At 33.6% G+C, this 12,659-nt stretch carries 8 protein-coding genes; 1 reads left to right on the top strand and 7 read right to left on the bottom strand.

Annotated features, from left to right (window positions below):
• Nucleotides 1–8: 8 nt before the first annotated feature.
• Nucleotides 9–1,379, bottom strand: coding sequence for a 3-keto-disaccharide hydrolase (locus AC2DGP_RS11695; RefSeq protein WP_484490244.1), 1,371 nt, complete (start codon nucleotides 1,377–1,379; stop codon nucleotides 9–11).
• A gap of 207 nt (nucleotides 1,380–1,586) precedes the next feature.
• Between AC2DGP_RS11695 and AC2DGP_RS11690 the strand changes: the two genes are divergently transcribed.
• Nucleotides 1,587–2,741 carry a hypothetical protein gene (locus AC2DGP_RS11690; protein WP_484490243.1) on the top strand — a complete coding sequence of 385 codons (1,155 nt, stop codon included), beginning with the start codon at nucleotides 1,587–1,589 and terminating at the stop codon, nucleotides 2,739–2,741.
• Nucleotides 2,742–2,813: 72 nt separating this feature from the next.
• On the opposite strand, the gene AC2DGP_RS11685 is transcribed toward AC2DGP_RS11690, so the two are convergent.
• From AC2DGP_RS11685 to AC2DGP_RS11660, 6 genes are all read right to left on the bottom strand, one after another.
• A complete protein-coding gene (locus tag AC2DGP_RS11685) occupies nucleotides 2,814–4,217 on the bottom strand; it encodes a sulfatase-like hydrolase/transferase (protein ID WP_484490242.1) in 1,404 nt (467 codons plus the stop codon).
• Nucleotide 4,218: 1 nt separating this feature from the next.
• Nucleotides 4,219–5,688 carry a sulfatase family protein gene (locus AC2DGP_RS11680; protein ID WP_484490241.1) on the bottom strand — a complete coding sequence of 490 codons (1,470 nt, stop codon included), beginning with the start codon at nucleotides 5,686–5,688 and terminating at the stop codon, nucleotides 4,219–4,221.
• Nucleotides 5,689–5,857: 169 nt separating this feature from the next.
• The gene (locus AC2DGP_RS11675) at nucleotides 5,858–7,531 is read right to left on the bottom strand and encodes a sulfatase-like hydrolase/transferase (RefSeq protein ID WP_484490240.1); all 1,674 of its coding nucleotides are present in this window, start codon (nucleotides 7,529–7,531) and stop codon (nucleotides 5,858–5,860) included.
• A complete protein-coding gene (locus tag AC2DGP_RS11670; protein ID WP_484490239.1) occupies nucleotides 7,524–8,945 on the bottom strand; it encodes a sulfatase family protein in 1,422 nt (473 codons plus the stop codon). Before AC2DGP_RS11670 ends, AC2DGP_RS11675 begins: the two co-directional genes overlap by 8 nt.
• A gap of 9 nt (nucleotides 8,946–8,954) precedes the next feature.
• On the bottom strand, nucleotides 8,955–10,511 hold the full coding sequence (locus AC2DGP_RS11665) for a sulfatase family protein (RefSeq protein WP_484490238.1): 1,557 nt from the start codon (nucleotides 10,509–10,511) through the stop codon (nucleotides 8,955–8,957).
• Nucleotides 10,512–10,533: 22 nt separating this feature from the next.
• Nucleotides 10,534–12,642: a glycosyl hydrolase 115 family protein gene (locus AC2DGP_RS11660; RefSeq protein ID WP_484490237.1), complete on the bottom strand. Its 2,109-nt coding sequence runs from the start codon at nucleotides 12,640–12,642 to the stop codon at nucleotides 10,534–10,536.
• Nucleotides 12,643–12,659: the final 17 nt, after the last annotated feature.

Below are 12,659 nucleotides of genomic sequence, written 5' to 3'. Positions count from 1 at the left end.
TTTTGGAATTATTTCAATTCTTTTATTTTAATATTTTTAAAATGTACTTCATCTCCATGATCTTGCAATAAGATCAAACCTTCAGATGCTTCACCAAAATTTGGCCATTTGCTATATTTACTATAAGCCACTAGTGCTTTCCATTGCTGTGTTCCTCTTTCGTACTCAACAACTTTACAACCATTTAAGTAATGTGCTACTTTTGATCCATTTACAACAATACGAGCTCTATTATAATTAGCACCTCCATTTACATATTTCAAAGGTCTTAAACCTTTCACATGAATTCTGGAATCTGCTTTTATCAAATCATATAAAGACCCTATCGTTCTTTTACTATTCACTCCTTTTTTAGCATCGGGATGATGCTTGTCGTCAAGGATTTGAAATTCACAACCAATTGCAGAACCTTTTCCTTTATTTAAATTCGTATCAACAAAATATTTTATTCCGCTATTTGCCCCTTTCGTAAAGTTAAAGTCTAACTCTAGTTCAAAATTCTTATAAGCTTTAGTTGTAACAATATCACCACCATGCTCAGATTCGCCACCTCCAGAGGCATGTACTGTTAAAATACCATTCTCCATAGACCACCCTTTTTCTGGAAAATCATTGCGTTTAGCACCTCTCCAACCTTCAGATGTTTTTCCATCCCATAGTAACTTCCAACCTGCTTGCTTTTCAGCTTCTGTTAATTCATTATGTAAATAACTAACCTGAGGAGCCGTTAACACCCCAAATTCTGGGGCAGATTTAAGTTCCGTCACTTTGATATTTCTCCATTTATTAAGCTTTCCTTCTTTCTCTTTATTTTTACCAATAGAATGTATTTGTAAAGCAAAAATTCCCTTTTCAACCGTTTCCTCTAAAAGATTTGAAACATTGACACCATTAATCCAAGTAGCCACATGGTTTCCATAGGCAATTACCTTTACTTTATTCCATTCTCCGCTTTTCTTAGTTGCACTTTTTGCGGCAGGATTATATTCTAAAGGATAGCGCCATCCTTTTCTACCTTGCTCATACAATCCTCCAGACCATGCTCTTTCGCTATCATCTGCCTCTACTTGTAATCCATAAAAATGATTCTCTTTCGTATTATGACTTCGTATCTGAACTCCAGAATTCAATCCTTCTCCGATAATATATTCATACTCCAAAATAAAATTTGTGTATTCTTTTTTGGTGGCTAAAAATGTAGTAGGCGTATTCGTCGTAGAAACACCTACAATTACATTATCTTCTACTCTAAATTCTGCTGTTCCGTTTAAAACCTCCCAACCTCTTAGATTTTTACCATTAAAAAGGTTTTTTGATTTTTGCGCATTTAAATTTAATCCGATCGCGATTAAAATTAAAAAGATGATCTTTTTTCTCATTGATTTATTTATGTTGAAGTTATGTTTTGTGTATAATATAAGTAATAAAAAATTTGACAGGAAAATTTGTGTTCGCACACGTATTTGTATCAAACCTAGGCTCTAAAATACTTCATTTTAATTAAAAACAGTATATTTAACCAATTTTTAACTGTATTTGTAACGGTTAAATTCAAAAACAAAAAAACCGTACAAACCTAATTAACAATGCTTTCAAACGAAAAAAAACTTGAACTTACTGAAAACATCTTAGAGAGCAAAGTTTTTCAGAAGTCCCCAAAAAGTTCAGCTCTTTTAAGATATTTAGTAAAAGCTACCATTGAGGGTACTTATCTTAAAGAAGATGTTATCGATTTTGAGTTTTTTGGAGAGAAATCAAATTTTGATAGAAACAACCCTAGAGTAAGGGTTAACATGTACCACCTGAGAAAAAAATTAGATAAATATTATCAAACAGATGGTCAAAACAGTTTATGGAAATTAACTATCGAAAAAGGCCAATACCATGTTGATTTTGAAAACCAAACAAAAAACAAACCCTCTTTTACAAAAAAACACATTATTCAAGCATTTCCTTATATCACATTGGGGATTGTAACTAGCATATTTTTAGTAACAACCTACTTTAAAACGTATCCTGAAATTTGGAAAGATTTTTTCTCAAATAAAAAAGAAACAACGTTAATTGTAGGAGATGTTTTTGGAATTGCAGGGAAAACAATTACGGGATCTAGTGGATGGACAAGGTCCTATAACATCAATAACATTCATCAATACTTAAATCTGATTTCAGAAAAACCAGAACTGGAACATACTACTAGCCCATCAGATTATTCTTATTCTTCTAGTATGGGTGTAATTTCATCTCATTGTTTAACTCAATTATTCACCAAATTTGAGAATTCTTTTGACATTCGTTTTTCTTCATCAATTTCTGTAGAAGATATCAAACGTACCAACATCATTTATACTGGTCCCTTGAAAAATGAGAATAAATTTATTTCTTTATTCAACGGTTCCAATCCGAACTTTAATATCAAAAAAAATAAAATATCTTATATCGACCCAATAACCCATAAAACAAAATTTTTTAGAATTGATGTTGGTAGCGAAGGGGATAAAGATCTTGCAATCGTTTCAAAATTTAAAGGTCCGTTGAACAATCAAGTTTTTTTATTCTTCTCTAATCATGATTTAGGTGTCAAAGCAACCGTTGAAAAATTCACCAATATTGACTCTTTAAAAGCTTTCAACAAAAGGTATTCGATCGGAAATAAAAATTTTACAGCAGTTTTTGAAGCGGAAGGAAAAGAAAGAACAAATTTAAATTTAGAAACTTTAAAGGTTATTCCTTTTGAATAAAACCAGAAAGCAATCGAATCCCTGAAGAAATTATGAAAAAAACTCACTTCAAGGATTCAAAAACTATTCTAATTATTCAATGGCTTGCAGCTGTTTAAAATAAGAAACATTCCAAGCAACAGGGCTTTCCATATCTTTAAACCATTGCTTAAATTCTTTAGAAAACTCTTTCACTTTCTTAGGATATAATGCTGCTAAATCGTTTGATTCCCTTGGATCATTAGACAAATCATATAACATGGGAGCATTGTATTCTAACATTTGAACCAATTTCCATTTCCCTTTTCTAACGGCCCATGCAGGTGGTGGATCATCTTGTCTATAAGGCAATTTCATTCCTCGTTTATACTCCTTTCCTGATCTAGCAACATGAGATCCTGCCCAAAATAGTGTTTTGTGAATTTCTTTCTTTTTTTCACTTTTAAAAACAGGGAGAATATTTTCACCATCTAGAATATCTTTCTTGGATGGTTTGATGTTTGCTGCGGCTAAACTTGTTTTCAAAACATCTAAAGAACTAACCATTTCATTTCTAACAACACCAGAAGGAATTTTCCCCGGCCATTTCATCAAAAACTGAACATGATAACCTCCTTCCCACTGCTCTCGTTTAAAACCTCTCCAAGGTTCATTACTTCCTTTCCACCAATTGGGCAAACCTCCGTTGTCACTTAAAAAAAACACCAATGTATTTTCTTCCAAATTCATCTCTTTCAATGACTTCATCAAACGTCCGATACTATCATCCAAAGCATGAACCATGGCCATTTGTTTGGCAATTCCTTTAGGCTCGTTTTTATATTTATCAATATACTCTTTAGGCGCTTGATTCGGACCATGAACTGCATTGTACGCTAAATACATAAAAAAAGGTTTATCTTGCTCCGAGGCCTTATTCTTTTCAATAAAATCAATGGCAACATCTGTAAACTGAAAAGTTAAATAGTTATGCTTTTTAACCTTCTTTCTGCCCTCAAATAAAATTGGAGAATTAAAATAATCCGTTTGAGCACTGTTGAAACCATAATAGGTATCAAACCCTCTATCTAATGGATGTTGTCCTTTTAATTTTACACCTACATGCCATTTCCCAATGGCAGCAGTAGCATACCCTGCTTCTTTGAAATAAGTTCCCATCACTTTTTCAGAAGCAGGTACTCCGGGTCCTTTTTGACTATCATAATTAGCATAAACACCAAAACGCTGTTGGTATTTACCAGTTAACAAACCAGATCTAGAAGGCCCACAAACCGATGCCGTTACATATGCGTCTGTAAAGCGAGCTCCTTCCTTTGAAATTTGATCAATATTTGGTGTTTGACACCTCGATGCTTTCCCCGCATATACTCCTGTGGTGGCATAGCCTAAATCATCTGCCACGATAACCAAAATATTTGGCTTCTTATTTTGAGCATTCGAATAAATACATAAGAGAAACACAACAAAATGTACTGTGTTTTTAAAACCTATTTTCATATTATTCAATTTCAAGCAACTCTTTTTCAGCCGCTTTCTTTTCTAATTTATCATATAAATCCTTGTACATTTTCAATCTAAGCTTTTGATAATTACCCGACTGTAAAAATATATTCGATTTATTTCCCTTGTTCCATTCATTCCAAAGTTCAGCTAGTTCCTTTTTCTTTTTCTTTTCTTTCAAAACTAAATCCACCGATTCATACGGGTCTTTTTTCATATCAAAAAACTCAGGTTTTGCATTTTTCTTATTTCTCAAGAGGTATTTACTTTTTTCAGTTCTTACTGCCCAAGCCATTCCATCCTGCATTCTCCAATACAAAGCGTCATGAGGTGACCCTTTTTGTTTCCCTTGTAAATATGGAATCAAATTCGTTCCTTCTAAAGCTTCTCCAGAGGAATCTCCATCTCCTAAAGCTACTGATGTTGCTGCAATATCCAAAGCAGATACTAAACCATCAAATTCTTTAACCTTGAAATTTCCTTTTGGCCAATGCACTATAAAAGGAACATGACACCCTCCTTCATACATACTACCTTTACCCTCTTTGAAATTACCATTGTTCGCCCAATCATCACCTTTTTTAGTAGGTCCTCCATTATCTGATAAAAAGAATATCAATGTATTCTCGTATTTACCCGACTTTTTAAGTGCCTCCACAACGATTCCAATTCCCTTATCCAATTCATCTACCATAGCAGAATAGACTCTTTTTCTTTTATTTTTTATATGACCATATTTCTCTATCGTTTCTTTTGGAGCTTCTAAAGGCATGTGAGGTGCATTATAGGCCAAATACAAGCAAAAAGGGTCCTTACTACTGGTCACAAATTTTGCTGCATCTTTACTTAATGCGGTTGTCAAATACTCTTCAAACTCCCCAGGTTTATTGTTTCTAGTCAAAGGCCAATAGCTACCTTCATTAGCACTATAATGCGGTTTATTATTTTTCGGATTGATCAAAGGCATGTTCGTCTTTACATTTTCTGGAAAATAGGAATGTCCACCAGATAAGAAACCATAAAAATAATCAAAGCCTCTGTTGTTCGGGTGAAATGTATCTGAACCTCCCAAATGCCATTTTCCAATGGCCCCAGTTTTATAACCAGATTTATGTAACCTCCTAGCAAATGTTTTTTCTTCTAGGGGTAAACCATTATACATATCAAAAGGAGAATTAGTTAAATTAATCTCCATTCCAAAACGTGCTTGATACCTCCCTGTTACTAACCCAGCTCTTGATGGTCCACAATAAGGATGTGTAACATAACCGTTTTTAATAATAACCCCTCCTTTTGCTAGTTTGTCTAAATTAGGAGTTTTAATGTCTTTTGCACCTGTAAAACCTAAATCTGCATACCCTAAATCATCAGCTAAAATGACCAATATATTAGGTTTTTGATTTTGTCCTATAGCTACTTGAATTGATAGAAACAATGTAAGTACCCAAGCTGTTGTTGTGTTTTTCATCTTTGTTATTTTAGTAATTCCAAAGATGCAACAAACATGCTCTAGGTATGGTATCAAATGTTTTGGTTGTTACTACAAATGTGCAAACCGAATAATTTTAACTCTCATTTTAACCTTAATAACAGAACTTCGTCTCAAAAAAAATAATAAAAATCCGCTTCCCTCTTCTCTACACTTTTGACCTGATATTAGAATAACTATATACTTTTGGATTTCCTTTACCTCTGGCTTTTTTAATTTCAACCTTCCAAGCATCTCTCAATTCTTCCAAAATTTTATTATTTCCAGGAGCTTCAATCACGTTGTGAAGTTCATGAGGATCATTTTTTAAATCGTATAATTCCTCGTAAACGGGTTCCTCGCCGTTGATTGGGCCTTCAATAAAATTTCTATAAATAGCGACTTGACTTGCGTGTACTTCATAGAGCATCACCCTTTGAGAAATACCATATTCCTTTGCTAGTTCAACTTTTTTTCTCGAAGAAATATTATTGTTTTTATAGTATCGTATGTATTTCCAGTTTTTCGTTTGAACCGCCTCACATCTAGGGTTTCCAAAGGTGGTAGACCAAAGGTTTTCTGTATATAAATACCCTCTTACTTTAGGATCCTTACCTTTAATAAAACCAGAAATATCTTTTCCCTGCATGGTTTCAGGAATCTGTACACCGGCCAATGCAAGCATTGTTGGTGCAATATCAATCGTCTGCACTAAAGCATTACTTTTAATTCCTTTCTTCTGTTTGGGATTATACATAAACATGGGTACATGTGTTGTTTTTTCATAACACAATGATTTTCCACCCAAACCTTGCTCCCCCATAAATAAGCCATGGTCAGAGGTAAAAATGATGATGGTATTTTTATCAAGTTTTAATTTTTTTAGCTTTTTAAGAAGTTTCCCTACCAATCTATCAACCCCAGTAAGACACTGTAATTGTCGTATATACCTTTCTCTAAAACCTTCAGGAGTATCTACATAATTATAACCCGCTTGTCGATCATTTGCATGATGAATCTCTGGAGGTAATTTAGGTGTTTTTATGTCGGCTCTTGCAATATAATTTTCAGGTAATGGAATTTCTAAATCTCTATAAAGTGTCCTGTAAATGGCATCATCTGTTGCCTTTTGACGCATGGTGCCCGTTGTTGCCCCATGGGGAATATTGAAATTCAAATTCAACAAAAAAGGTTTATTTTTTGGTCGACGATCTAAAAAACTAATCGCTCCGTCCAATCGACGTGCATTCGGATCTAAAAATTGATTAACCCCCTCTTCTAAAATTTCTACTTGTGTGTCTGCGATGGCATCCTGAAAAATTTCTCTTTTTTCCTTCGGATAAAAATAAACCCCTCCATGACTTGCATACCAAAAATCAAAACTACTTTCTATCAAACCATTTTCATAACCACCTTTGCCTATTGGAGAATGATTTTTCCCAATATACCCAGTATAATAGCCTGATTTACGCATTAAAACTGGATAAGATGATTCCCATGCTTCATTTGAAACCGTTGTGGCTGAATTAAAATTTACGCCATGTTTACGTTCATATTGACCTAACAGAATAGAAACTCGGCTTGGAGTACAAATAGCACTGCTAACATGCGCATTGGTAAACAGCACACTTTTATTTACCAGTTTATCTATATGTGGTGTTTTTATTATTGTATTTCCTGTACAGCCCATCATTCCATAAGATTGATCATCTGTTAGGATAAAAATAATATTGGGTCTTTTCTCCTGCGATATTCCAAAGTGCATGTAGCTCATCAGGAGTACCCAGACAATTCTTTTGAAAACAACATTCTTCATGGTCATTACTTTTTGTTCTTTAGTCATTTGGATTTACGATATTTTTCCATTCTGGATATAATTTTCTTGTTTTGGCTTTCCTTCCTCCCTTTACAATAGGAGCTGGAGGTGCTTTATCAAGAATTTTTTGCAATTCTTTCTGAGTTGCTTTTAACGATGGATTATTTGTTATTACTTCTAAATTATTTTTTTCATGAATGTCATTTTCGATATCAAAAAAAGCTCCTGTACTGTATAACTTACAAGTTTGATTTCTTACAAATTTTACTCCTTTAAATTTTTCAGGACTTCCCCAATACGGCTGATAATACCAAAAAACCCAATCTCTTGGATTTCCTTGGGTTCCTTTTATTTGCGGTAAAAAACTTCGACCATCAATAGGTTCACTGTTTGTTGGTTCATGTTGCGCTGCTTCTGATAAAGTACTGTAGAAATCTGTAAAATCAATCAAATCATTACTAATATATCCCTTAGGTGTTTTCCCTTTCCAATAGGCTATCAAGGGTACATGAGTTCCCATATCTACCGTTTTCCCCTTAGCTCCTCTAATATTTTCACCTTTCCATTTAGAAGTGATAGAAGCCGTTCCATTGTCTGATGTAAACAAAATCAACGTATGCTCTAGTTGCTCCACCTCCTCAAGTTTTTGTACAATCTTTCCTACCAGCTTGTCTAAATAATTTACCATCGCAACATAATTAGCTTTCTTTTGTCCCTCATTCTTAGGAGTTTTATTAGCCTCTTGACCTCTTGTTTGATTTCCAATAGTAGCTGGTGTAGGAACAAAGGGACTATGTACCAAAACCGTAGGGTAATAAACAAAAAAAGGAGTATCCTTATTTTCTTCAATAAAATCGCAGACAAAATCAGACATAATATCTGGACCATATTTCCCTTTATTATCCTCAATTGTCAAAAATTTTCCGTTTTGAAGTAACGGTGGACTCCAAAAACGTTCTCCTCCATTTTCACCTGTTTTTCCTGTTGTCACTTGCCAAAGACAAGACGCATCAAAACCGGCTTTCTGTGGGCGATTTTTATCAGAACAGCCTTCTGCCATATGATACAAACCATTCAACTGCCATTTTCCTGCAATAGCAGTTTTATATCCTGCTTCTTTCATTAAATGTCCAAACGTTTTTTCATTAGGATCCAAATATCCAAAATGAGTGTAATTTCTAAAATTGTACTTCCCAGTCATTATTTTTACTCGAGAGGGAGTACAGATAGGCATAGAATAACAGTGGTTAAATTTCATTCCTTTTGCTGCCAACGCATCTATATTAGGAGTTTTATAATCTTCGGCTCCGTATGCTCCAAAACAATTCCAACTAACATCATCCGCCATTATCAAAACAATATTTGGCTTTTTTTGCGCGAAATTCATCAAAGATAAAAAGCTTAGAAAAAGAAATAAAACAGATTTCATTACATGTTTCATACAGCAATATTAAAGTTTATGGTTCCCTGTAAAATGGCCCTCGCTGATAATTTTTTTGTATTTATTAAAAAGTTCGTTCACCTTATTTTTATATTTAGGATTGTTGATGTAATTTTTTGCTTCGTCTTCAGTAATATTATCATTCAAATTAAATAATGCAATGGGTTCACTATCACCAAAAGCCATTGTTTTTTTATTTACTTGAATGATCAATTTCCAACCACTATCATTTATAACAAATTCCTTTTTTGCTCCCCCTTGAATTAATAATACATCACGTGTTTTCGCCTTTTTACTTTCTTTAAACAGGGGAAGTAAGTTATGAGAATCTTGAGCTACTTTTTTGTTTAGCTTTTGTTTTGTAATACCCGCCAGTGTTGCTAAAACGTCTAGTCCTATGATCGGTCTATCTGATATTATCTCCTTATTAATTTTGTTTGGCCAAACTGCTATAAACGGTACACGATGTCCGCCTTCATAAGGCGTGTTTTTTGATCCTCTGTAAATATCACTAACCTTATGCCCTGATTTAGCGGTATTTTTATCTACTTGCAAACCTCCATTATCAGAAGTAAAAATAATGACTGTGTTTTGATAAACACCTTGTTTTTTTAACTCTGAAACCAACATTCCTACCTGCTGATCCAGCTCCTTAATCATATCCATATGCTTGGAAGGTGTGGTTCCTTTTATTTTTACTCCATTAATCTCAACCGGAGGAGCATGAGGCGTATGCACGGCCTGGGAACAATAGTACATAAAAAACGGATCTTTTTTATGAGAATTCTCAGCAATATAAGCTACCGCTTTGTTTGCTAAAAGTGGGCCTATTTCACTAGGATTCCAATTGGAGTCACCCCATCCTGGTTTGTTAAAATGATCCGTCCCTAAACCATCCATATATGCTTTATCAATCACTTTGATATGTGAATCTTTTTTCAGTTTAAACCAATGATCGTTTTCGTAAATAGCATAAGGAACATTTTGAATTCCCGCTGGAAGCACAAAATTATAATCAAATCCTAATTGTTTTGGTCCATAAAGAATTTTTGTAATATCTATGGGCAGTCTAGGATTACTTTTTTCTCTTTTTTTAGTGTCAAAAATTTCATTCGGATTTTTTGTTCCACCAAAAGCAGTTCCAATATGCCATTTTCCCAAAAAGGCTGTATTATAATTTGCTTGTTTCATTAACCTTCCCAAAGTCATTTGATCCTCTTTAATTACTGATTTTGTAACTCCAGACCAAACCCCCCAAGGAAGTTGACTTCTATAGCAATAATTCCCTGTCATTATAGAATACCTAGAAGTTGCACAAAGTGCTGCAGGAGAATGCGCATTTGTGAAATACATTCCTTCTTTTGCTAGATTATCAATATTTGGAGTCTCCAGAATAATATTGTCGCTATGCAATTTCCTATAATGAGAAATATCTCCAGTCCCAATGTCATCCGCTAAAATCACTATTACATTTGGCTTGTTGCTTTTCTGCGCACAAACCTCCGTACTAAAAAAAGCTAAGAAAGTGATTGCTCCAATAATCGATTTCATTTTATTTGTATTCATATATTTATTTTTTCTGAATTGTTTACTTTGCATTTTTCATGTAAATAAGTTCCTTTTGATATTCACTTTCAAAGAAGGGTTGATATTTATGCTGAACACCAGGTGTTTTACTATTTCTGTTTTTATATTCCAAATTGAAATATTTGAGATCTTTTATATGGGCTAAGTAGTTTTCTAGCACCAGTTCGATTCGAAAAGTTAATGCCGTTTCATCCCAACGATACCAATTTTTAAATTTTCCAGAACCATTTTGTTCTATTTTTGATTCAATTTCATTGGCTTTTTTGGCATGTTCTAGAGCGGCATAAGCTCTCAATTGACTTTTATGATAATCTTTTTTTAAGTAGTAATCTAAAGACTCCGTAAAATCAGAAACCATACCTATTAAATGAAACATTTTTTCAGTAGGCAAAGCCATATCAATAGTATAAAAATTTAAGGCACTACCTGATAATTCGCTTTTAGCTTCTAGAGCGTGTTGTACTGAAATTTCCCATTTTGATTCAGCAGAACGGTATATTTTAGTATAAGCATTTAGAAGAAAATTCATTTTAGATTGAAAATCTTTTTGTTTTAAAAACTGCTCTTTACCATTTCCCGGAAATTCTTTTTTGACAAATTTATTATTGAATTCTTTCTGGTAAGCCATGTTCAATAATTGTTCTACATAATAAAAAAACCATTCATCTCCGGGCTTACGATTCGGGTTACCCAAATGAAACTGATTTGTAAAAAAATCTTTATAACTCTGAATTACAGCGGGTGAATTTGTATGATACTTGTTATTAACATACCAATCGAAATAATAGGTACCTGTGGTGTATTTTTTATAACTATCAAAATCATTCATATAATTTACCATTTGTTGAATGCCAAATATTTTTTCTTTAAAGTTCCCCACATTAAGTACAATCATATCTGTAAGCCCATGACTTATGGCTTTATCCATTTCTCGATGTAACATATCAGGGTGAATGGTATTGATGCGCAAATGTGTTTTACGGTTATGGTAAGAAACATGTTGATAAACCCCTTTACCTAGTTCCGTTTTTTTTGTAGATTCCCAAGTTCCTTTAGGAAACTCACCATAGCCTTGATCCGAATATAGAATCATTGTCTGGGAAGGAAATTTCAACAAACCTTCTCGGTACATTCCTCCCAGTTCACTCCATAAATATCCACATACCAACGGTTCTTTGTTACCGGTAATTTCCTTAATTAAATTGTATTGGGTTTGAATCACCTCATTTACAATTTTGGCCTTGTCGGTGAGTGGGCTATCATGAGAAACATTCGGATCGTCATTCCAAAATGGACCATCTAAGTGTCCTCTAAAATTTAAAGTCCAAATTACGTTTTTTCCTTTTTGTCTTTCTATCGCATCTCTCCAGAATTTCACAAAATGTTCCTTGTGCGTAGTCCAAGAATAGGGAATGTTTTTGGGCCAATACAAAGGCACACTTCCTACCGGTTCTGCATGATGTTGGGCGATGTATAAACCCATATCCGATGCCAGTTTTAGGTGAGGTTCATCCGCCAGTACCAAAGTTGAAGGGATTACACCTGTCATTTTAAGACGCAACATGGTTTCAAAAAGGTGCTCCATAAACTCAAGGTTAAAACCATATTCTAGTTTTTCCATTTGAAACCCTACAATCAAATCTTCATCATTAACAAAAAACACACGGTGCTTGAAAGTATAAGGTTTTGAAGTTATCGTACCTGTATTCACTTTTATAAAATGAACAGGTTGTGGAACAATATCAGTGAAATAAACAAACGGATCTATTCCAAGATAGTCTTCTGAAAAAGTATAAATTCCATGTAGCAAACCTAATTCATCAGAACCTGTAAAAATTATTTCACCACTTTTTATTTCAATTTTGTATTTATCAAATGCATCCCAATTCTCATCAATCTTAAAAAAAATATCAATCGTTTTTTCTTGTGATTTCGTAGTTCCAAATTTTCGTTGAAAATCTTTCTTTAATGCTTTCTGTGCATATGAAACAGCAATCGATTTTGTAGTGTCATGAATACAAATATTGTTATATAATTTAATGTTTTTTGCACCTAAAGTAGTTGCAAAAAATAATATAATTAAGAATTGAAATTTTATTTTATTCTTCATAATATTTTGTTTTCATC

It is taken from the genome of Flavicella sp. IMCC45537 (assembly GCF_057197705.1).
Note: the sequence above shows the minus strand (reverse complement) of the source record. Positions and strands in the feature narration are given on the sequence as shown.

Excerpts from the sequence above, each read along its gene's own strand:
- AC2DGP_RS11685 (WP_484490242.1), bottom strand. The coding sequence starts at position 4,217 with ATGAAAATAGGTTTTAAAAACACAGTACATTTTGTTGTGTTTCTCTTA.
- AC2DGP_RS11690 (WP_484490243.1), top strand. The coding sequence starts at position 1,587 with ATGCTTTCAAACGAAAAAAAACTTGAACTTACTGAAAACATCTTAGAG.
- AC2DGP_RS11670 (WP_484490239.1), bottom strand. The coding sequence starts at position 8,945 with ATGAAACATGTAATGAAATCTGTTTTATTTCTTTTTCTAAGCTTTTTA.
- AC2DGP_RS11660 (WP_484490237.1), bottom strand. The coding sequence starts at position 12,642 with ATGAAGAATAAAATAAAATTTCAATTCTTAATTATATTATTTTTTGCA.
- AC2DGP_RS11665 (WP_484490238.1), bottom strand. The coding sequence starts at position 10,511 with ATGAATACAAATAAAATGAAATCGATTATTGGAGCAATCACTTTCTTA.
- AC2DGP_RS11695 (WP_484490244.1), bottom strand. The coding sequence starts at position 1,379 with ATGAGAAAAAAGATCATCTTTTTAATTTTAATCGCGATCGGATTAAAT.
- AC2DGP_RS11675 (WP_484490240.1), bottom strand. The coding sequence starts at position 7,531 with ATGACTAAAGAACAAAAAGTAATGACCATGAAGAATGTTGTTTTCAAA.
- AC2DGP_RS11680 (WP_484490241.1), bottom strand. The coding sequence starts at position 5,688 with ATGAAAAACACAACAACAGCTTGGGTACTTACATTGTTTCTATCAATT.